The organism is Roseibium salinum, assembly GCF_026240905.1.
GTDB lineage: Bacteria > Pseudomonadota > Alphaproteobacteria > Rhizobiales > Stappiaceae > Roseibium > Roseibium salinum.
This window is the reverse complement of record NZ_JAPEVI010000003.1, coordinates 4,702,559-4,723,554: the sequence shown is the minus strand read 5'-3', so window position 1 is coordinate 4,723,554 and position 20,996 is coordinate 4,702,559. Positions and strand designations below refer to the sequence as shown.

Sequence of the window (20,996 nt, the reverse complement as noted above, 5' to 3'; positions counted from 1 at the left end):
AAACACTTGCGCCAATACCACTGAAGAAGAAGCGCAAGCTTGGCGCTGGCAAGGCGCATTACACGATCCCCGAAAAATTGTTCAAGGGGAACTTACCCTATCGCCATCGTGTTGCGCAGTACGCGACAGCGACAGACAGATCACCGCTCGCCCCGCTAGTTGGGGAGGGCCAGGCCGTCGAAGCCCTTTCGGAATTGCAGAAGCTGCTCCTTGGTCTCAACCACTACGCCATGCTCCAGGAAATCACTGATAGTGAAATCTGAATGGGCGGCAAGGAGTAGTCGGGCTTCGTCGGCTGCCTCCTCTGTCCTTCCGGCTAGATTGAGGCACGCGACTATCCGCGCCCGAGTATACTTTCCTGGGTTGGGAAGCTGCCGTAGCGCGACTAACGCCTCATCATGAGAATCCTTCAAATACATCGCATTTCCTACGACTGCGAAATACCATGGCGGCGGGAACGGATTGAGCCGCATACCATCTTCGATCCATTTGACTGCTTCCTCGATCCTGTTACGCCGTGCCAGAAGCCCTCCCAGTTGAACAGCGGCGTTGGCGTCGCTTGGGTTGAGGGCACACGCGCGTCGAAACTCCCGTTCCGCTCCATCAAAATCCTTTGAATATAAAAGGGCGAGCGCGAGCACGCGGTGTGAGCCTGACTCTGCTTCATCCAGGAGAACTGCCTTTCTCGCAAGGGAAGTGCAATCCCGAAGCACATTGGGTGGCGCCTTGGCGTATCCGTGCGCTGCGATTTCCGAAAGTGCAAGATAAGCGTGGGCGATAGCAAACCCATTGTCGCGATGGACGGCAGCTTCGAACATCGCGCAGGCCTTGAAATTGTCATCGGGTTCATATCCTCGGAGATGCGCGAGGCCACGCAGATAAAATTCGTAAGCCGCGAGATTGTCTGGTGCCTTACGGAACGACTCCTGGTAATCGACATTGTGAATTTGGCCGACGAGGCTGGAGACAACCATTCTGACGATTTCGTCCTGAATATTGAAGATATCACCGGCGCCGCGGTCATATTTCTCCGACCAGATGAGCCGAGCGTTAGCTGCCTCAATCAAGCGGACGGTTACTCTGATCACACCTCCAGCACGCCCGAGATCGCCCGTGACGAGATAGGTCGCGCCCAATTTCCGGGCTATCTCTCTCGTATCTTCGGACAAGTCCTGGGCCGCGAACGATGAAGTCGCTGCGATGACCGATAAGTTTCGAAAGCGGGCCAGACCTCCTATGATGTCTTCGGTGAAACCAGTGGCAAGAAATGGCTGGTCATCTGCTTCCCTCAGGTTTCGGAAGGGCAATACCGCAACGACCGGTCGCCCGGAGACTTGCGGGACGGGAGCCTGAGGCCAGTGCCAAACATGCACCTGTTTGGCAATATTCTTCAGGCGAATATTTCCCCCGTCCTTGAACATTGAATGAGCAATTCTTTTGATCTGAGCGTATGCAGCATCGCTGATGCAGATGCCGCCTGAGCTCGCCTCTCGCTCAAGGCGAGAGGTGACGTTCACCCCTTCGCCGAATATGTCACCCTCAATCACGGTAACTTCGGCGACATTGATGCCAATCCTCAAACGGATTTGTTCTTGGCCTACCGTAAGCCCGGCGTCGCTCCCGAGAAGCTTCTGGATGCTCATGGCACATGACACCGCATCGCTCGCAGTATCAAATACCGACAGAACGCCATCGCCGATAAGCTTGACGATCCGCCCTCCGCACGAGCCGATTTCAGTTGCTAGGATGGTTCCGTGCAATAGTGCGAGAGCGGCAAGCATTTGTTCTTCGTCGACTTCCATCAGCCGCGAGTATCCGACAATGTCGGTAGCCATGATTGCCTGCAATCGCCTCTGGGTCATCCGCCACCATTGCTGAACGGCTACGCCGCAACACTACTATATCTCCACAGGCGAAGCACCGTAAGCGCTCATTTCCCTGCACGTAGACGCCGGCGAGTTCGACGGATGTGGACCCGGGTCTCTCGACAACGGCTGCCGAAGCCATCGAATGGCATGACCGGCATCTTGGGCAATAGCTCAAGCGGATCGAGTTCGCTTGCCAGAAACTCACCTATCCGCCATGTCGGGACAGGCAGCGCGAAGGTCGCCAGCGCCAGTACGCTCGCGCAGCATAGCCAAAACGCCACCTGCGACAGCCGCTTTCCGATACTTCGCGCCATGGGCCGGCCCGCACGCAGGAACAGCGACCAACGACTAAGCCGCGACGCTGCCTCCAACTGCCGGCAGCCGCTGCCATACTGCCGCACGGAGCATTGCCTTCAAGCGTCCAAGAAGTCGTCCTACACTAGTTGTGAAGTGTATCGAGGGCAGGACTGGTGTAGGAAATCCGCGGTTGCACTTTGGAATACCAGCACCAGGTACATTTAATCAGCCGTTGAAGTGGAAGTCCTAGAAAGCTCGAGCGCTCATTTTGGGGATGCCTTACGGGTCGACTAGTGAAATGACAGCCAATCCCCGGAACAGTTCTGCCGCCCTATCTTTACAGATATTAACTTCAGCCGATCGTGACCTTAACGAAAGTGAACCTTGCAGGCGCTTCATGGTCCGAACCAGTCAATTTGGGACTCGATAATCTAATTTCACAGCGTCATAACCTTAACTTATGTATGCCCTATGTTAACGCGAAAATGGCCTTTTCGGCCGCGCGCCCGCAGAAACCTGCGGAGGAGATGTGAACCGAATGCATCAAAACGCGTATCGGGTTAGGGCGCACAGCAGCCGTTCGGAAGGCGATATGTGAAAAATCGGATTGTGCTCAGCACAATTACTTTTTCACTAGATATGAATTCGTCCAAGAGAGTAGATTCTGCAAGATTGAAAGTTCCCACCTTGGCGAGTGGTGCAATCAGCTCCAAAATCTGAAATGCTGCAGAATTCAGCGTTTCGTGCCAAGGTGGGAACTCGTTTCAAAAAACGTGTTTCAGTTCCCACCTTGAACTTGCGCAGAGCTCGACGTCGCAGGAGAAACAGTTGCTAGCATGGATGCCGGGCCGACCTGTACAAACTTGCTCGAAACGGCAGAACGCTGGCCTTTTCTCGAGGTGGAAACTCGCTTCGAAATCCAAGTTTCAGTTGCGACCTTGAGCTTGCGCGGCACTTGTATTCATTGCGTAATTTCGGATGGCACAAATCAGGTCAGCTCAGGTTGCCACGTTTTCTGCCAAGTGAAGTTGCGCGCCCGATTTCATTGAGCACTCCCAAAAACAGCAGAAAACCGCCAAAAATCGTTTGATGATCATGCATCGCGTATTTACCGAAAGGACTTCATAGACCAAGAGTTGAAAATATATCACCAATGTCGAAAATCGCTCACGAAGAGATATGGGCGTCGATAACGTGGCTAAGTATGCCTGTGAACCGGCGAGGCGTCCCGACTCCGATCGGCGCCGCAAGTTATGGAATTCGATTCTGCGGCGGGGTCGCTCGGTAGCGACGAGCCGCACCGTCCCCCGCTGCCCGCAATTCTACTACCCCACAAAAAAATTTGTGTGGGGTATTCTCTGTGTTACCATTACCCCACAAGAGAAAACATGTGGGGTAAATCGTGACCGTCGACTACCACAGCGCCATAGGGACGGCTGCCTGGACGGATCTGCGGCGTTCCTTGATAGAGAGCGCTGTTTCAGACCTGCGCGGCACGCCGCGAGCGAAAGCGGTTGGCACAAAAACCTATTGGTACGATCACTTTCGGCTCGGAAACAAAACCATCGATCGCTATATCGGTGAAGACACTCCGGAGCTGCGGATGCAACTGGACCGGCAGTCGGAGATCGCCAGGGCAGCAAAACAAGCACAGCGTGACCGTGCAAGACTGATGCGGGTGCTCAGGGCCGAAGGATACTTGTTCGCAGATGTCGCATCCGGTCAGGTCGTCTCGGCAATGGCCAAAGCCGGCGTCTTTCGGCTCGGCGGAACGATCGTCGGCACACAGGCCTTCCGGTGCTATGAAGGCGAACTCGGGGTACGGATCGGATTCGATCAATCGGCAGCAACAGATGATATCGACATTGCGAGTTTTGAACGCTTGTCACTCGCCCTCGCAGACACGGTCGAGCCGCCGCTTGCGGAGGTCTTTGCCGAACTCCAATTCGATCCTCTGCCAACGATCGACCACGGAAAAACCTGGCGCTGGCGACAAACAAATCGCCAGGCACTGGTGGAGTTCCTGACACCATCATTCGAACAAGACGAGGCAATCCGTGACCTACCCGCGCTTGGCGTCAACGCGCAAAGCCTGCATTTTCTCAATTATCTCATTGCCGAGCCGATACGCGTCCCATTCCTCTATCGGTCGGGAGTGCTTGTACAGATCCCACGGCCGGAACGATATGCGGTGCATAAGCTAATTGTTGCGGACCGAAGACAGGGTGGACCGGACGCTCTCAAAGCACACAAGGACCGTGCACAAGCGGCATTCCTGATCGAAGCATTGGCCGAAACACGGCCGGATGACATTGCTGAAGCTTACCAGCTTGCAATAGAGACCGGTCCTGCATGGCGACAGCGAATTGCGGCAAGTCTACTGCACATGCCGGCCACCGCGGAATTGCTCAAGCGTTTGCCCTGACTGGCACACCAACTGTGAACCGGCAATGGGTTCCGATGCTGGTCGGCGTCGCAAGTTGTTGAATTTCTGAACTCTGATCAGGTCATCTGTTGGCGCCGATCCACAGCCGAGCGCGTGCAGTTCGAGCTTTCACCTGACATACAGCTTGTCAATCAGGCTCAAAAAGTTCCTGAGCCCCTGCCACTTGGGCCTTGGCATTCGTTCAGTCGTACGGCTCCTTTGTTGATCCTCAATTTGCATTGATAGATAAGAACTATTATGAGCAGGTAAGCGACGAGGTATGATATGTCTAGAATTACCATTTCGATGCCCGACCAAATGAACGAATGGGTGGAGGCACAAGTCCATGCGGGCCGGTACGGGAATGTGAGTGAATACTTCCGTGATTTGGTGCGTCGCGATCAAGATCGCAGGGAGGCTGCAATCCAGGAGCTACGTGATGTGCTCGCCCGCGCGGAAGCTAGCGGCATTAGCGAGCGCGCGTTGCCTGGAATAATGGAAGCCGCGCGGGAAGAAGCGCGTCAGAAGGGCTTGCCGCGTGATCAGGATTGAAATCACTGGTGATGCGGAGCCCGACCTAATTGACATCTATCTCTATGGCATCGAGCGTTTCGGCCAGGTGCAGGCCGAACACAATGCCCAGATGCTTCATAGCAAGATCGAAATGGTTGCGGAGAATCCGAGTATCGGTTCGGACTACAGCTTCCGTGCGCGAAGGACTGCGGCGCTACGAAAGCATCTCGCATTCCATCTACTATCAACGAATAACTGAAGGCATCCGTGTCCTCCGTGTTCTGCATGGGCACATGGATCCGGGCCGTCATCTTGCGTGACAAACACACGTCTTTTCGTCGTCCTTCAGGTGTCCACCGACTAGGGGCTCGACGCCGATCGGCGCCGCAAGTAGTTGAACTTGCATGTGCCAACGCGGTGAGATTGTGGAGCCGATCCACAACCAATCTCTTTCGACCGTGCGAAAGCACATACTCGACTAATTGAAAGTCAACGCCCGACTGATTTAAAACTCAAGCCCGGATCTAAGCGGGCGTTCCCTTTGATCAGCCTTCGCCGAACCAGAACCGGAAACAGCCATGAATATCTTTGACCTGACAGGACGCACCGCCCTTGTAACCGGTTCCTCGCGCGGCCTCGGGCTCGCCATCGCAACCGGCCTTGCAGAGGCAGGCGCTACGCTGGTTCTGAACGGAGTTGATGCAACCCGCCTTGAGGCCACCGCGCAAGACCTGCGGGACAAAGGGTTTTCCGTCCGCGTTGCCGCCTTCGATGTCACGGATGAAGCCGCCGTCGTTGCCGCTTTCGAGACGTTCGACAAGGACGGGACAGCAATTGACATCCTCGTCAACAACGCGGGCATTCAGCTGCGCAAGCCGCTGGTCGACCTGTCCACGCCCGAATGGCAGCGGGTGATGGACACCAATCTCACAAGCGCCTTTGTGGTTGGCCGGGAGGCCGCGAAACGGATGATCCCGCGCAAGAACGGCAAGATCATTAACATCGGCTCCCTGACCAGTGAGCTCGCCCGGGCAACGGTCGCGCCCTATACGGTGGCCAAGGGCGGCATCAAGATGCTGACACGGTCGATGACGGCGGAATGGGCGGAACACGGCATTCAGATCAACGCCATCGGCCCCGGCTACATGATCACAGACATGAACAAAGCGCTGATCGACAATCCGCAGTTTGACGCATGGGTGAAGGGCCGCACTCCCGCGAAACGCTGGGGTAAGCCGGAAGAACTGGCCGGGACTGCGGTCTATCTCGCCTCCTCAGCCTCAAACTACGTCAGCGGTCAAATGATTTATGTCGACGGCGGCATGATTTCCGTCCTTTGATCCATCAGAACGGCACCCCGTTGCGTACGATTGTTGCTCCTCAGCCTCACGACCTTCGTATTGTACGACATTCCCCGTCCACTTAAGCTCGTTCTGGCCAAGGAATTCATTCTGCGAGGCAGCTTCCGCTTCGGTGCGGAATTCGAATGGGCCGTTGAACTCCTCTCCAGCGGTGCGATCGATCTGTCTTCAGTGATCTTGGCAATGCTTCCCGCTGAACGGGCCAATGAAGCTTTCGGCCTGGCCTCGGATCGCTGCCTGACCAGGAACGTCCAGCTTGCCTTCAACGGCTAGATCAGCGAGCATTCAACCCGAAGCTGTTGAAGCCCAAAAGTTTTTCGAATATTGGCGTTGTAGACAGAACCCTCTTCAGAACGGGGCGTCCCATGAAAATCGTGTTTCACGGCCAGAATGCCTGCAGTTTCGTGCAAGGCTTTGCCGGCCTGCTTTCCCAAAATCATGAGATCATCGAACTGCCGGACACACTGACGACGGAAGAAGACCGCCGTGCCTATGAGGCCGCTGACGTGATCGTCGGCGTTCGGCTTGCTGCAGGAATGCCGGTCCCGGTTACACTGAAGCTCTATCAGCTTCCAGGTGCAGGCTATGACGGGATCGATCTGGGCCTTGTTCCCGAAGGCGCCGCCCTCTGCAATTGCTTCGGCCATGAGGCGGCCATTGCGGAATATGTGATGGCATCCCTTTTGCTGCGTCATGTTCCGCTTGCCGATGCTGACAAGCGCCTGCGCCAAGGCGACTGGTCCTACCGTTCCGGTGGCGCAGATGCACTTCGCACCGAACTCGGCGAACAGACCATCGGCCTGATCGGATTCGGCCATATCGGTAAGACGATCGCGGCAAGGGCAAGGGTCTTTGGCATGAAAGTCATCGTGGCAAACCGATCAGCACCGGAAGACACTTCCGTGTTTGAACAGCACTATTTCCTGTCTGACCTCGACAGCTTTGCAGGTGAGGCGGATGTGATCGTCAACACCCTCCCCTTTACGCCCCAGACGGCCGGCCTGGTCGATGCCAACGTCATTGCCGCGATGAAACCGGAAGCTATCCTCGTGAACGTCGGCCGCGGTCCGGTCATCGACGAAAAGGCCCTTTATGAGGCGCTTTCGCAAAAGCGGATCGGCGGCGCGATCATCGACACTTGGTATGTCTATCCGGATGGCACAAACCCGGCGCCGCACCCCTCAGTCTATCCGTTCCACGAGCTGGATAACATCGTGATGACGCCGCACATGTCCGGCTGGACCCACGGCACGGTGAACCGTCGCCGGCAAGCAATGGCAGACAACATCAACCGTCTTGTATCCAACCAACCACTGGAGAGTGTAGTCAAAAGGGAAGAACACGGGCCTTGATTGGCTATGGCACTCCATCCTCCCCATTTCATTCAACCCGACTTGCTTCGACCTTTCGCACCAACCCTTGTCGGGGCTGTTCGCACCGGAAGAGCACAACACAGGTTCAGCTTGAGCCTTAATGTGTGGGCGATCGTGAATCGGCGGGGGTCTCGACGCCGATCGGCATCGGAAGTTGTTGATTTTACATCTACGACGGGGCGCCAAATCACAGTTTCCAGCAGATGGCAGCCGTCCTAGTTCAACCTGCCGATTCCAACCGCCGTCCCAGGAGAAGCAACCCCGAAAGGCCTCTCTAAACGGCGGAACCTCTAGTGGAAATCCGAAGAGTGTAGCGAATGATAGGTAAGTGTGGGGTCCGGCGGCAGCAGTCCGTCGCCGCCAAGTATTGAACAATCGCGCCAATCGCTTCCGGGTCAGTCAGGCGCGTTTGGAAGCGTCATCAATCGCTTCGGATTTGTGGGATGCTCAACTGCTGAACAAGATGGAGGTCATAGGCAAAGCTCCAGGCACGTTTTTCCGTCAGCCGCGCGCTGCATTGGGACGGTTCTCCTGAAGGCTGTCAGGCTAGCCATTTGATGCCTTTGTGTACCATGTCGCCCTGGCCTTGCCGTGTTGGGCGATGCGCCCTGAAGACACTAGCTCGCGCATACGCACTTTGAGGGTATTGCGGTTCGCGCCGGTTAATTCCTCGATCTGAGAGAGGGTTAACCGCTCGCGGGTTTTGAAGAGAGCCAGTATTTGACCGGAGATTTCCGGCAATTCAGCTTCACCTGTTTGCTCGATGCGCTCCCGGTCAAGCCGAATGGCGAGCGTGTCCTTTTGTTTCTTTAATGCTCGAAGGAAAAAGCCGATCCAAGGCAGCCAGTCGGGCTTGTCGTTCTTCAGCGTCGTCTGCGTGCGGCGGAGGGCCTTGTAATAGAGGTCTTTGTTTTCCTCAATCACACGCTCAAGCGAAGCGTAAGGAGCATAGACGTAGCCCGCCCGCAAAAGCAGCAGCGTTGTGAGAACACGTGACAATCTGCCGTTACCGTCCTGGAATGGATGGAATGCAAGGAACTGCACCACAAAGACCGAGATAATGAGAAGTGGATGAAGGCTCTCTTCTTCGATGGCTTTGCGTGTCCACGTAACCAGAGATTCCATCTCGCGCGGCGTATCGAACGGTGGCGCGGTTTCAAACACGACGCCGATCTGGTTGCCGTCGGTATCCATTGCGACAACATCATTACGAAGAGTTTTATACGAACCCCGGTGGCGCTCGTCTTTTACGCTGTGGCGAAGCAATGTTTTGTGAAGCTGGCCGATATGGTTCTCAGTCAGCCGCAGATCATCATAGGCCTGAAACACGAGATCCATCGCCTCGGCGTAGCCCGCAACTTCCTGCTCGTCGCGCGTATTGAAGGATTGGATCTTGATGGTAGAAAGAAGCGTCTCAACCTGTGCGTCGGAAAGCTTCGCGCCTTCAATGCGAGTTGACGAGCCGATACTCTCGACTGTTGCCACCTTACGAAGGGCATCAAGGCGATCAGGCGACAACATTTTGAGGGCGTCCCATCGTCCCTTGAACTCGTCGATTTCCGCGATGAGCTTGACGAGATCCTGACCCAGTATGATGTTTGGCTCTCTCATGATCAGCTCGCCCGCATATCCGATTCCATACCCGATTATACCACTTCTTCTCGATTTTCCGAGCTCCACCGTGGCCCATGCTCTCAAGGCGTGGGGCCTGAACCGACTCAGCCGCCTCACCCCTCCAGAGCCAGCACGCCGCTACGAACGAGACGCTCCGGGCGACCTGCTGCACCTGGATATCAAGAAACTCGGACGCTTCAACAAGACCGGGCATCGCATCACCGGGCACCACAGGCGCAAGCGCTCCAGAGGCGTGGGCTATGACTATGTGCATGTGGCCATCGACGATCACAGCCGCGTTGCCTATGTCGAGGTGCTGCCGGACGAGCGCGGCTACACCTGCGCCGTGTTCCTTGTCAGGGCCACCAGATGGTTCGCCTCCAGGGGTGTCACCATCAAGCGGGTCATGACGTACAACGGCGTGGGCTACAGGTCGAACCTCTTCGCCACGACACTCCAGCAGATCGGCGCGAGACATGTCCGCACAAGGCCCTACACTCCGCAGACCACCGGAAAGGCGGAGCGCTTCATCAAAACCCTTCAGGAGGAGTGGGCTTACAGAGTTCCGTACAAGACCTCAGAACAAAGAAATGCCGCCTTGCCACGATGGCTCGACATCTACAATTGCCAACGCCCGCACGGCGGCATTAACTTCAAGACTCCAATCAGTCGCCTGAACCTCAATCGCTGAACAACCTCATTGGAAAGCACATGTAGGGTACGCACCGCGGCAGCGTCGCTCCTGCCCGGTGGATAATTGCGAGCCATCGACCACTCCTGAATGTTATCACCGTTAATCTTTGTTAAGCTTTCCGCGTCGAGGGCTGATAAAGGGCGGGGATACATGAGTGGACCGATTGTCACCATCGCGTCGCTAAAGGGTGGCAGCGGGAAGACGACATTGGCGTGCTGCCTCGCCGTCCACTGGCATATCAAGGGTTTCAAGCCCCTTCTGATCGACGCCGATCCTCAGAGATCGGTTGTCCGCCTTGGCGAACGCGAGAGAAGGCTGGGCGGGATCGACATTCTGGAGAAGCCTGACAAGGACGTCTGGAAGATCTCCCGGCAGGCCACCGCCGACCACGGCATCACGATCGTCGACACGCCCGGCTTTGACAGCGATATCACGGTGGCGGCTCTTGCCGTTGCGGACCTGGTCCTGATCCCGGTCAAGGCATCCCCCCTCGATGTGGACCGGATGATGGACACCGTGAAGACGCTGATGGGCGGCGTGAAGGGCTGGGCACCGACATTTCGCCTTGTCCTGACCCAGACGACGCGGGGCAGCGTGATATCGCGGCATGTGCGCGGCGAACTGGAGGAAGGCGGATTTCCCCTGCTATCGAGCGACATGCCCAATCGCGTCGCCTACGCGGAGGCGGGTCTCTACGGCGCAACGCCTAGTCTCACGGCGCCTGACGGTCCCGCCGCCCAGGACATCGCGGCGATTGCAGGGGAAACCGAAGCCTTGCTGGAGACCAAGAAGGCGCTGACGGCATGAGCAAGAAGCTGCCCAGAACCTCCAACCGCACACTGGATGACCTCCGCGAAGCAGCAAAATCGACGCTCCAAAGCGAGCAGGAGAGCCTTCACCCTGCCGGTCCGCCGGCCACTGATCCCTCCTCTGATGGCGCTGCAGGCCTGGAAGCGGATGCTCCCGCAGGCAGCCGAGAGCGCGGTGGCGGGGACACGCGCCGGGCACAAGACCCATCAGCCGCCCGAGACAAGAACGCGCGCCTCGAGCTTCGCAGCCCTCCACCCGACCGGCATGCATTCCTGAAGAATTCCGGCAAGCTCATCATCGAACGGCATGCAAAGCTTGCCGCCGTGGCCGGGCTCGTGCCGATGCCCTGGGTGGATCTGGCGGCGATCGCCGTAGTCGTCGAGCGGATGTTGCGGCGGCTTGCCCGTCTCTACGGCCAACCCCTGGAAACCCACCGCAGCAAACGTCTGGCGGCGGCCCTGCTGACTGGAATGGCCGCGCCCGGGATCGCAAGCTTCACCACGACAGGGCTGCTGCGCATGATGCCGGGCCCGCATCTGGCCGGCATGGCGATCACATCGGTCGCTGCGGCGGTGCTCGTCAGCATCATCGGAGAGGTCTATCTCGGCCAGTTGACATCGGAGGCGTTGGAGGTGTCGGCGTGACCTGCAATTCGGAAATACTGCCTCATCGCGCTGCTTTTCTCCGAAACGCTTGTCGTTAAACGCGAAAAAGCGGGCGGCCGACGCAGCGTCCCCCTTTTCAATCGGCATTTGAGAGAGTAACGTTCAAGCGGTTATTAGCGCCTGATCCATACCACCGGTTGCGTTTCAAAAGCCCGGCAGACGCTTAGGAGATTTTCAATGGCGACAAAGACGACCGAGAGCAAAGCAGAACAGCCCGAAGAGCCCGCGACAGAAGACGTTGGCGTCGATACCGATGCGGACTTCACGCTGAACCGCGAACTGACCGCGGACAATCTGATCAAGGACTATGTGATTGCATCCGTTGCCGCAAGCATCGTCCCGGTCGCCTTTTTCGACATCGCCGCCGTCGTCGCAATCCAGTTGCGGATGATCCAGAAGCTCTCCCAGCTCTATGGCAAGCCGTTCTCCGAGCGCCTCGGCCGCAAGGTGATCTACGCGCTGGCCGGCGGTGTCCTGGGTTATGGCGCCGGCTATGTGGTTGCCGCGAGCGCGACGAAACTCATCCCCGGAATTGGCTGGATGGTCGGCATGGTGTCCCTGCCGGTGGTCGCCGGCGGCGCAACCTATGCCGTGGGCCGGTCAATCGTACAACACTACGAAGAGGGCGGCACCCTGATGGACTTCAACGCCAACAAGATGCGGGATTTCTACAAGGAGCAGTTTGAAAAGGGCAAGGACCTCGCCCGCAAGGCAAAGTCCAAGGTGAAATCCGAAGGCATTGCGGAAGAATCAGCCTCCTGAATTCCTTTTCGTCCGTCGCAAATCAAGCCGCCCCGGAAATTTCCCGGGCGGCTTTTTCATGACGTCGGTCGTCCTCGGGGGAGCGCTCTAGGCTTTGAAATCCCGGCGGCGGGGCGGAAGGCGTCGCTTGCGCTCGGAGGCCAGCAAAACGATGATGCCGACGAGCGGACTGAACAGGAACGACACCAGAAAGTTGCCGGCAAAACCAAATCGCGTATCCCGGCCCAGCATGCCGATTATCCAGCTGCCGACGACCCAGAAGAGAAATATCCAGGGATTGACGAATAAGGTCATTGGTCCGCTTGCTCCTCAGCCGGTGCGGTCACGCCGGTTGGCAAAGTGTCCAACGTGCCTTCATCTTCCAACTTGTTCTGTGAGACCTTAGCCCAATCAGTGGGTATCTGATAGGTTTCCACCGTATGGAATTCCTTCCCGTCGTGCTGGACGATAAATACCTCGGTATCGGTGATCAGGCCGTTCCGGTCGAAGATCAGCGGTCCCGTGACCCCTTTGAACGGCGTCTTGTAACGCGCGATCTTCAGCGTGTCGGCGACTTTATCTGGTTCGGTGGTGCCCGCCTTGTTGGCGACGTCTCGAACCAGCATGATGGCGTCATAGCCAAGCGCTGCATCCAGATCGGGCATCTGTCCGTAAAGACCCGAAAAATCGGACACGAAAGCCTGCGCATCCTTGGAGATGTCATCCCGGTCGAAGAGTGACACGCCGGCAACGTTCTTCATATTTTTCTTCCCGGCGAGACGCTCCAACGTCGAGGAAAACATGTACTCCATGCCGAGGATCGGCACATCGAGCCCGAGTTCGCGCGCGCTCTTTATGAAATCCCCGGTCGCGTCCAGGGACGAAGACACGATGAATAACGCGTCGAAATCCGTCCTCTTGAACAGCTGATTATCGAGAATGAACATCAGCAGCTGCTCGGTCGACTGCCGGTTGCTGGACAGGTATCCGCGGTACACGATGTCGGCTCCGGCCGTCGTGGTGGATGCCATGAAGAAATTCGCGCTTTCCATGCCGTAATCCGTCTTGTCGGACAGGACAATGAACCGGCGCAGACCCGATTTCAGGGCATAGGTGGCAACCACGCCGGAATTGGTCGAGTTGTCGGGCTGCAGCGCGAAGACCGTGTCGAAGCTGTGGTTGGTCAGCGAGTCCGCTGTCGCGTGGGTGGCGAAATAGAGCACGTCGTTCAAGTTGTAGATCGAGCTGGCGGTCACCGCGGTGTCCGACCATTCGTGACCGACCACGGCGAGCAGGTTTTTTGTCTTGGCGATCCGGCCCGACAGTTTCAGCGTGTCCTCGACAGCCGTCTCGAGGCCGCGATCCTCCAGATAGACGGGCTCCGATATGGTCTTCAGGTTCAGCTTCCGGCCGAGCACACCCTGATCGTTCTCGTTGACACGACTGACCGCCATCTCCGCGCCCCGGAGGAAATTGCTCTGTTGCCCGTCCTCGGAATAGACGGCGACAATCGTGAGGCTGTCATCCTCGTCCTTGAACAAGGCCGTGACAGATCCGGTCAACCGGTTCAGCATCGACGTGACACCTGCGGCTTCCAGGACGGCGACCACCAGAACAATGACCGCCGCTGAGAGCAGGACTGCGATCCAGACCTTGCGCCTCGATTTGACGGTGCCGTTTTCAGGCTCGTTCTGCGCGATGCTCTCCTGCATGAGCGTTATCTGTCGCTGCCGAGGATAAGCGGCAGGCCGTCCCTGCCGCCGCCGATGACGACGGTCTTGGAGTTGGGCGAGGTTGCCAGGTCACGCGTTGCCTGCACGCCCTGCCATCTCAGCAGGTCTTCGTTCAGGCTCTGCTTTATTGTGTTCTGGTACCGCATGATGCCATCGGCCTCGATCGCCTTGCGTTCGGCCTCCTTGCGCTCGATGCCGAGACGATAGTCATAGGCCTTCTGCTCCTCGGAGAGGGTCAGCTTGCGTTCGACGGCAAGGCGGACCGCGGGCGGCAGTTCGACGCTGCGGACCAGGACGTCATCGACGATGACATATCGATCTTCGACATTGGTCAGGCTGCTGACGACAATCGACTCCAGAAAGCCGCGCTTGCTGGTATAGACCTGCTCCGGCGTGTACTGGCCGACCTCGCGGCGCAGAACCGCCTCCGTCTCCGGGAAAACGATCTTGTTGAGATATTCAGGCCCCACCGTCACGTGCAGAAGAGGCAGGAGCCTCAGGTCCGGCTGGTAGCGGACCGCAATCTGCAGGTCGATCGGCAGCCCGCCCTGGGTCAGCATCGTGTAGCCGCGTTCCTGGGTCTGAAGCCGGACGTTGTAGACATACATCCTGTTCCACGGCCAGATGATGTGCAGGCCCTCGCCATAGATCCGGTTCATCTCCGTTCCGGACACCCAGCGGTAGAGAACACCGGCCTCGCCCGATTGAACTGTGATGACGATCCTGTTCCACAACAGGGCCAGAGCAACACCGAAAGCCAGCAGAAAAATGAGGCCATAGAGCTGAAAGCGGCGCCTGCGCTCGCCCTTCAGCGCCTCTTCATAGTCGTCGAATTCATCATCAAAAGCCATTCGGCCGACTCATCTCTTGCTGGTCACTGGCACAAGGGACTATACGCGTTGCCCCTGCGGCTTTCCAGTGCGTAACCGTCTTGTATCAAACCGTTTTTGCGGGTCCGCTCCACCGCATTTCGGTCACGTGCCGGCGGCCGACGGCGCCGGCTCGCAAAGCAGCGAGACCCATTCACTCAGAGCCGGTTCGCGCAGAACCGAATAATGATCCGCTGCCACGTGGCACACCCTGAAAGGTCCGACGGCAAGTTCGCTCCAATGCTCCGCCTGCGCGCCGGCGCGCCCTTCCGTTGCCCGCACAAGAATGACGGGAACTTCGCTGGGTTCAGGCCGATATCCGCGGAATGCATGGAAGTTTGCGCGGAACACATCGAAAAGCCGCTCCATGCCTTCAGCACCGACGCCGGGCAGCACCGATGCAACCTGTGGCAGAGACATTGCCTTGCCGATGACGTCTTCATCGGGCGACAGCTCGACGTGGATGCCGAACAGGTCTCGCAGGAATGCCCTTCTGCAGTGGTGTTCGGCTTCCGACGCCCCCGCTTCGCCCTCCATCGCGTCCAGCTCCGCCGGCGTATAGCTGTCGATCAGCCCCAGCGAGGCAATCTCGTGCCCTTCCGCGTGCAGGATCCTCGCGACTTCAAAGGCGATGGCACCCCCCAGCGACCAGCCCCACAGGGTATAGGAGCCCTCGGACTGCACCGTCTGGATCTGCCGGCAGTAGTCGGCGGCAAGACCTTCCAGGGACTGAGCGGACATGTCCTCGCCGGGTTCCAGGCCCCGCGCCCTGATGCCCATGACAGGCCGATCCGCGGTCAGCCGTTCGACCAGTTTCTGATAGCAGCCCAACGTTCCGCCGATCGGGTGGAAAAAGAACACGGGCGGCGCGGATTTCGTGCCGGGATCCGGTTGAGCGAGAGACACGAGGAGGTCGGCGGCTCCGCTCTGCGCCCGCTTTCCGGCGCTGTCGATATGACCGGCCTCAACACCCCGGCCTCGCAGCAGGCGCGCTTGCGCGGCGATGGTGTTTGAGCGGATCAGGTCCCTTGCCGAAAGCCCGACCCCGAAGCCCTGTTCGATCCGGTTCAGCAGCCGAAGGGTCAGAAGGCTGTGACCGCCGGCATCGGCAAAGTCGTCATCAATGCCGAGGCTTTCCTCGCCGGACTCGCTGCCCAGCACCTCGCGCCAGATCGCAAGCAGGTCCTGTTCCAGGCGGTCCCGCGGTCCCCGAACCTCGCCCCTGGCCCCTCCGAAGGCAGCCGGCCTTGAGCTGAGCGCCCTGCGGTCGATCTTGCCGCCGGGCGTTTTGGGCAGAAGGTCCGAACGCGTCCAGCGGGACGGCATCATGTGCGCGGGAAGGGACGCGGCAATGTGCCGGCGCAATTGCTCCTCGTCACATGTGTCCCATGGGTCGCCCACATGGGCGGTCAGAAAGGTCTCGCCATCCCTGTTCCGGTCGATGACGACCGCGGCCTCGGCGACGCCGCAGGCGAGGATAGCCGCTTCGATTTCGCCGAGTTCCACTCTGTGTCCGCGGATTTTCACCTGATCGTCGATCCGTCCCCGGAACTCGATGACACCGCCGCTGTTGGGCCGGAAGCAGGCGAGATCGCCCGTTGCATAGAGGCGTATAACCTTTGGACCGACAGCATGGTCGCGGAACTTGGCCGCGGTAACGTCTTCGCAGCCGTGGTAGCCGATCGCCAGCCGGTCTCCGCCGAGATGAAGTTCGCCGACGACCCCGTCCGGCACGAGATTTCCCTCGCGGTCCAGAATATAGACTTCGGTTCCCGGCAGCGGCCTGCCGATGGGGATGTTGCGCTCCTTCATGCCCGGTTTAACCGTGTGCACCAGGGCGGTCACCGTTGCTTCGGTCGGGCCATAGGCGTTCACCAGCCTGATCCGGCTCAGGCCGCACCGGCTCCACGCCTCCACGACTTCCGGAGCAAGAACCTCTCCGCCGGCGATCATCAGCCGCAGCCCAAGGCCGGAAAGGTCCGCATTGCCGCGGTCCCATGACCTCAAGACATCATGGAGATAGGCCGGCGGGAGATCGGCGACAGTGATCGCCTTTTCCTTCAGGAACGAAAGGAAGTCCGCTGCCTGGAGGAGCTCCTGCGGCCGCAGGACCAGCCTGCCGCCTTGAACGAGAACGGGAAGGATCTGCTCGATCGCGGTGTCCACGACCATGGAGGCGAACTGCAGCACCACGTCTTGCGCACCGAGACCGTATTCCCTGGCAATGACCCCGCAATGGCCGGAAAGCGCCCCGTGAGACACCACCACGCCTTTCGGCGTGCCCGTCGAGCCGGACGTATAGATGATATAGGCCGGGTCGTCCGCATGAATTGCCGCCCTCGGATACCGTGCAAAGCGGCCCGGCAGGCCGGTTTTCAGCCGATCCAGATCTATGATCTTCGCCGTATGGCCGCAGAGCCCGCGAAGCCTGGCGGCAAACGCCCCGCGTGTGAGAAGCGCAACGCTCCCCGAATCCTTCAGGATGGAGGCGATCCGATCGTCCGGAAAATCCGGTTCCACCGGCACCCAGACCGCACCGACGCTCATCACGGCGAGCATGGCGGCAATCGCGCCGGCCTCCCGGTTGAGGAGAACGGCCACGCGGTCGCCCTTTTGCACACCCGCCTTTTCAAGAGACCGGGCAATGCGCTTGCTCCTTGCGAACAGCTCCCTGTAGCTGACGGTCCTGTCGCCGTCAGTGATCGCAATTGCGCTTGGTCTGTTCCGGGCGCTTGCCAGGACCTGGTCATGGACCGGTTCGCCTGCCGGGCTGCCCCGGCCGGAGATACTCCAGTGATAGAGGGCCCGGTTCGTTTCCGCCTTTGTCAGCAGCGGCAGGGCGGAGACGGGAACCTCGTCGTCGTCCAGAGCGGCCTCGAGCATCTGCCGGAAATGGCCGAACATGCGCTCGATCCTGTCGCGGGAGAACCGGTTGCCGTCATAGTTGAGAATGACCAGAGCGCCGCCCGGCTCGTGCTGGACCTCCATGCCGAGGTCTTCGCCGCCCAGTTGGCGGATCTGCGGCATGAGAACGACCTGTCCGCCTGAAAAAATCTCCAGGTCACCGGCATCCAGGGCAAAATTCTGATAGGCGAAGGTGACCTGGTAGGGCGCCGTGCCGATGTCCGCACCGCCCCACTCGCGCGCGATTGCCGCGAAGGGAAAATCGCTCCGCTTCAAGCCTTCGGAGAGTTCCAGGCCGATTTCGGCTGACAGGGCCGCAAAGGTCCGGGCGGGATCGACGTCGATCCGTAGCGCGATCATGTTGGCGCAATAGCCGAGCGTCTGGGCAAATCTGCGCGCGGGACGCCGTGCCGTCGGTACACCGATGACGATATCTTGCGTCCCGGAATAGCGGTACAACAGTGTGGTGAAGATGCCGAGATAGAAGGCCGCCGGGCTGATGCCCTTCGCCCTGGCGGTTTCCCGGACCCTGTTGCTGAGCGCCTCAGGCAGCCGCTGTTCCGCAGTCTGCCCGTTCGCCGGACCTTCCTGCTCCAAACCGGCTTCCATCGGCAACGCCAGGTCGGGACGGTAGTGGCGAAGTTTTTCGAGCCAGTAGCGTTTTTGCGCCTGTCCGTCCGCCGATCGCACGTGTTCCGTTTCCCACGCCGCAAATTCCGCATAATCTGCGCCGCTCTCGCCGGACGGGAGCGGTCCCGAGCCGGCAAAGTGGCTGTAGGCTTCCCAGAACTTGCAGGTCATTACGGCCGAGGACACGCCGTCGGTGACAATATGATGTGCCACCAGCAGAAGGATACTTTCGTCCTGTTCAAGCTGTCCGCCGGTAAAATGCTCGACGCGGAACCCGCCGTCTTTCAGGTCGAATGGCGCGCGCGCGCACTGGCTGACGAATTCCGCGGCCTCGATTTCCTTCGGCAAGGGCGAGGATTGAAACGAAATCCCCTCCCCGCTTGCCACCAGCCAGGGGTCCCCGTCGTTCTCCATCACTCGCGTAGCGAGGATCGGATAGGCTGACGCCAGCCATTCTGCAGCCTCTTTCAGGGCGCGGCTGTCCATGTTCCGGCATTTGAAGGCCAGGGGCACGTTGTAGTCGCTCGATTGTGGAAACAGCGACTGGAGCACCCAAAGCCCCTTCTGGGAGTCTGCAAGCGGCATCTGGAAGGAACCGGCCCTGGCGGGCGCCTGGCGGATGTGACCGGCCTTGGACCCGGCACTCCCGGAAAGCAGGTTTTCCACCAGCGAGCGGGCGGTTTGCGGGGGTTCGAACGCTTCCGGCTCAAGAGCAACGCCGAAGCTTTCCTCGATCGCATAGCCGAGCCGCATACGGCCCATGGAATCCAGACCGACATCGGCCAGGGGCGCATCGACGTCGACATTTTCCGTCCTGCAGCCAAGCTCGGCAGCAAGGGTTCGGGTGATCTGCCGAAGGGCGTCCCGATCCGGTGATACCGCCACTTCCGCGGTTTCCTCGGCCCGTGGCATCGTCAAGGTTTCGGCCTGCGGGATTTCAGCGGCCGGGCCGGAGCCGGGTCCCTGCGGCAACCAGTGCCTTTCACGTGCGAACGGATAGCCCGGCAGAACCAGCATGGGCCCGCTTGCCTCATCCTGATCTGCGGCCGAGGCAAGGGTTCGGGGGTCTTCCCGATATGCGGGATCGTCCAGCTTTGCCGCCAGCTCTTCCGGGGTGGTGGCAACAAACGCGATGCAGCAGTCGAACCGCTCGCGGCCGTGGCGCAAGGTGCGCGAAACGGCGGCCATGGATACCTGTTCGGTACTGCGGAGAAAGACCGCCAGCTGCCGGCGGAGCTCGGCAAGCTGCCCGGGCGTCCTGGCGGAGACCGGGAACGGTCGCGGCCGGATTTCCTCCTCGATGATCGCCGGAACAGCGGGCGGCTCTTCCAGGATCAGATGGACATTGGATCCGCCCGCTCCGAAGGAACTGATCGCCGCCCGCCTCGGAACCGGTTCGCCGCCAACGATCGGCGGTGACCATGGCGTCAGGCTTGTCTGCGGCCGGAAGGGCGCAGTCTTCAAAAGGTCAGACGCTTCGAACCCCGTTGAGGGAAACAGCATCCGCGCCTCGAACTGCAGCAGCACCTTGGTGAGCTGCGCCAGACCGGAGGCGGCCTCGGCATGGCCGATCTGGGTCTTGACCGATCCGATGGCAATCGGCCCACCATCGCCTGCTCGACCTGAATAGACCTGACCGAGGGCTCTCAGTTCAACGGCATCGCCGATTTGCGAGCCCGTCGCTGCCGCCTCGACAAAACCGATGGTCGTGGGATCGATGCCGGCGCTGGAAAAAGCGTCCTCAAGAAGTCGGACCTGCGCTTCCGCATTGGGCACGCCATAGCCGGCAGAATGGCCGGCATGGTTTGCAAGACTGCCCCTCACCACGCCAAGGATCGTGTCGCCGTCCGCCAGGGCCCGGGCAAGGGGCTTCAGCAATACGGCGCCGACGGCCTCGGCCGGAAGATAGCCGTCCCCCCTGAGAACGCCCGGCTGCCGGGATGACTTCCGACGAGCCCGGCCCGGCTCAGGGCTTCGAATTTCGCCGGGTGGATCGTCAGGTTGACCCCTCCGGCGATGGCAAGGCGGCATTCGCCCGATTTCAGGCTCTGGCAGGCCTGATGGACCGCCTGCAGACCGGAGGAACACATGCTGTCGACGGCAACACTCGGGCCCTGCAGATCGAGGAAGAAGGATACCCGGTTCGCAATGCCCGAATAGGAGGACAGCGCCAGGAGTTTCCGGGTCTCCACGTCGTTGCGGACGCCGGAATATTGCTGATACATCGATCCGACGAAGACGCCGACGCGCTTGTCGTACTGTTCCGCCAGACGTTTGCGGGTAATTCCGGCACGCTCCAGCAGGTGCCAGCTCGTTTCCAGGAACAACCGCTCCTGCGGGTCGGCAAGATCGGCTGCGCGCGGGGTGTAGCCGAAGAACTCCGCGTCGAACCGGTCGACATCGGCGAGAAAACCGCCCCACTTGCAATAGCTGCTGTCCGGCTCTCCCTTCCGCTCGGAAAAGCGCGGCAGCAGATGCGCGCGGTCCGGTGGGATTTCC

At 59.3% G+C, this 20,996-nt stretch carries 17 protein-coding genes (1 of these 17 cut by a window edge); 10 read left to right on the top strand and 7 right to left on the bottom strand.

Annotated features, from left to right (window positions below; translation table 11 throughout):
• Positions 1-155 precede the first annotated feature (155 nt).
• Complete coding sequence (locus ON753_RS26220) at positions 156-1,835, bottom strand: adenylate/guanylate cyclase domain-containing protein (protein ID WP_265966955.1); 1,680 nt, start codon at positions 1,833-1,835, stop codon at positions 156-158.
• 1,732 nt (positions 1,836-3,567) lie between these two features.
• On the opposite strand from ON753_RS26220, the gene ON753_RS26215 reads away from it, so the two are divergent.
• The 6 genes from ON753_RS26215 (at position 3,568) to ON753_RS26190 (ending at position 7,816) form a co-directional block, all read left to right on the top strand.
• On the top strand, positions 3,568-4,590 hold the full coding sequence (locus tag ON753_RS26215) for a nucleotidyltransferase family protein (RefSeq protein WP_265966954.1): 1,023 nt from the start codon (positions 3,568-3,570) through the stop codon (positions 4,588-4,590).
• 285 nt (positions 4,591-4,875) lie between these two features.
• Positions 4,876-5,142 (top strand): type II toxin-antitoxin system ParD family antitoxin, encoded by a 267-nt coding sequence (locus ON753_RS26210; protein ID WP_265966953.1) that lies wholly within the window; start codon positions 4,876-4,878, stop codon positions 5,140-5,142.
• Positions 5,129-5,362: a type II toxin-antitoxin system RelE/ParE family toxin gene (locus ON753_RS26205; RefSeq protein ID WP_265966951.1), complete on the top strand. Its 234-nt coding sequence runs from the start codon at positions 5,129-5,131 to the stop codon at positions 5,360-5,362. Before ON753_RS26210 ends, ON753_RS26205 begins: the two co-directional genes overlap by 14 nt.
• 319 nt (positions 5,363-5,681) lie before the next feature.
• Entirely contained in the window at positions 5,682-6,443 is a 762-nt protein-coding gene (locus ON753_RS26200; protein ID WP_265966949.1) for an SDR family oxidoreductase, read from the top strand.
• Positions 6,444-6,503: 60 nt separating this feature from the next.
• Positions 6,504-6,737, top strand: a complete 234-nt coding sequence (locus ON753_RS26195; RefSeq protein ID WP_265966946.1) for an MDR/zinc-dependent alcohol dehydrogenase-like family protein — start codon at positions 6,504-6,506, stop codon at positions 6,735-6,737.
• A 92-nt stretch (positions 6,738-6,829) separates the two neighbouring features.
• Entirely contained in the window at positions 6,830-7,816 is a 987-nt protein-coding gene (locus ON753_RS26190) for a 2-hydroxyacid dehydrogenase (protein WP_265966944.1), read from the top strand.
• A gap of 567 nt (positions 7,817-8,383) precedes the next feature.
• Here ON753_RS26190 and ON753_RS26185 read toward each other — a convergent pair.
• Positions 8,384-9,448 carry a Fic family protein gene (locus tag ON753_RS26185; RefSeq protein WP_265966943.1) on the bottom strand — a complete coding sequence of 355 codons (1,065 nt, stop codon included), beginning with the start codon at positions 9,446-9,448 and terminating at the stop codon, positions 8,384-8,386.
• 70 nt (positions 9,449-9,518) lie between these two features.
• On the opposite strand from ON753_RS26185, the gene ON753_RS26180 reads away from it, so the two are divergent.
• The 4 genes from ON753_RS26180 (at position 9,519) to ON753_RS26165 (ending at position 12,382) form a co-directional block, all read left to right on the top strand.
• Positions 9,519-10,142, top strand: a complete 624-nt coding sequence (locus ON753_RS26180) for an IS481 family transposase (RefSeq protein WP_265966941.1) — start codon at positions 9,519-9,521, stop codon at positions 10,140-10,142.
• 153 nt (positions 10,143-10,295) lie between these two features.
• Positions 10,296-10,952, top strand: coding sequence for a ParA family protein (locus ON753_RS26175; protein ID WP_265966940.1), 657 nt, complete (start codon positions 10,296-10,298; stop codon positions 10,950-10,952).
• Positions 10,949-11,599: a YcjF family protein gene (locus ON753_RS26170; RefSeq protein WP_265966939.1), complete on the top strand. Its 651-nt coding sequence runs from the start codon at positions 10,949-10,951 to the stop codon at positions 11,597-11,599. The genes ON753_RS26175 and ON753_RS26170 overlap by 4 nt, the downstream gene beginning before the upstream one ends.
• 198 nt (positions 11,600-11,797) lie before the next feature.
• The gene (locus ON753_RS26165) at positions 11,798-12,382 is read left to right on the top strand and encodes a YcjF family protein (protein WP_265966938.1); all 585 of its coding nucleotides are present in this window, start codon (positions 11,798-11,800) and stop codon (positions 12,380-12,382) included.
• Between the two features lie 87 nt (positions 12,383-12,469).
• On the opposite strand, the gene ON753_RS26160 is transcribed toward ON753_RS26165, so the two are convergent.
• The 5 genes from ON753_RS26160 to ON753_RS26140 form a co-directional block, all read right to left on the bottom strand.
• The gene (locus ON753_RS26160) at positions 12,470-12,676 is read right to left on the bottom strand and encodes a hypothetical protein (RefSeq protein WP_265966937.1); all 207 of its coding nucleotides are present in this window, start codon (positions 12,674-12,676) and stop codon (positions 12,470-12,472) included.
• On the bottom strand, positions 12,673-14,073 hold the full coding sequence (locus ON753_RS26155) for an ABC transporter substrate-binding protein (RefSeq protein WP_265966936.1): 1,401 nt from the start codon (positions 14,071-14,073) through the stop codon (positions 12,673-12,675). Before ON753_RS26155 ends, ON753_RS26160 begins: the two co-directional genes overlap by 4 nt.
• A gap of 5 nt (positions 14,074-14,078) precedes the next feature.
• Positions 14,079-14,945 (bottom strand): prohibitin family protein, encoded by an 867-nt coding sequence (locus tag ON753_RS26150; RefSeq protein WP_265966935.1) that lies wholly within the window; start codon positions 14,943-14,945, stop codon positions 14,079-14,081.
• 123 nt (positions 14,946-15,068) lie between these two features.
• Entirely contained in the window at positions 15,069-20,375 is a 5,307-nt protein-coding gene (locus ON753_RS26145; protein WP_265966934.1) for a non-ribosomal peptide synthetase, read from the bottom strand.
• Positions 20,369-20,996 carry the final stretch of an SDR family NAD(P)-dependent oxidoreductase gene (locus ON753_RS26140; protein WP_265966933.1) on the bottom strand. The gene runs 14,552 nt beyond the window's last position, so only the last 628 of its 15,180 coding nucleotides appear in the window; its start codon lies off the right edge, out of view; the stop codon is at positions 20,369-20,371. The genes ON753_RS26145 and ON753_RS26140 overlap by 7 nt, the downstream gene beginning before the upstream one ends.

Excerpts from the sequence above, each read along its gene's own strand:
- ON753_RS26220 (WP_265966955.1), bottom strand. The coding sequence starts at position 1,835 with ATGGCTACCGACATTGTCGGATACTCGCGGCTGATGGAAGTCGACGAA.
- ON753_RS26210 (WP_265966953.1), top strand. The coding sequence starts at position 4,876 with ATGTCTAGAATTACCATTTCGATGCCCGACCAAATGAACGAATGGGTG.
- ON753_RS26200 (WP_265966949.1), top strand. The coding sequence starts at position 5,682 with ATGAATATCTTTGACCTGACAGGACGCACCGCCCTTGTAACCGGTTCC.
- ON753_RS26190 (WP_265966944.1), top strand. The coding sequence starts at position 6,830 with ATGAAAATCGTGTTTCACGGCCAGAATGCCTGCAGTTTCGTGCAAGGC.
- ON753_RS26185 (WP_265966943.1), bottom strand. The coding sequence starts at position 9,448 with ATGAGAGAGCCAAACATCATACTGGGTCAGGATCTCGTCAAGCTCATC.
- ON753_RS26175 (WP_265966940.1), top strand. The coding sequence starts at position 10,296 with ATGAGTGGACCGATTGTCACCATCGCGTCGCTAAAGGGTGGCAGCGGG.
- ON753_RS26170 (WP_265966939.1), top strand. The coding sequence starts at position 10,949 with ATGAGCAAGAAGCTGCCCAGAACCTCCAACCGCACACTGGATGACCTC.
- ON753_RS26165 (WP_265966938.1), top strand. The coding sequence starts at position 11,798 with ATGGCGACAAAGACGACCGAGAGCAAAGCAGAACAGCCCGAAGAGCCC.
- ON753_RS26160 (WP_265966937.1), bottom strand. The coding sequence starts at position 12,676 with ATGACCTTATTCGTCAATCCCTGGATATTTCTCTTCTGGGTCGTCGGC.
- ON753_RS26155 (WP_265966936.1), bottom strand. The coding sequence starts at position 14,073 with ATGCAGGAGAGCATCGCGCAGAACGAGCCTGAAAACGGCACCGTCAAA.
- ON753_RS26150 (WP_265966935.1), bottom strand. The coding sequence starts at position 14,945 with ATGGCTTTTGATGATGAATTCGACGACTATGAAGAGGCGCTGAAGGGC.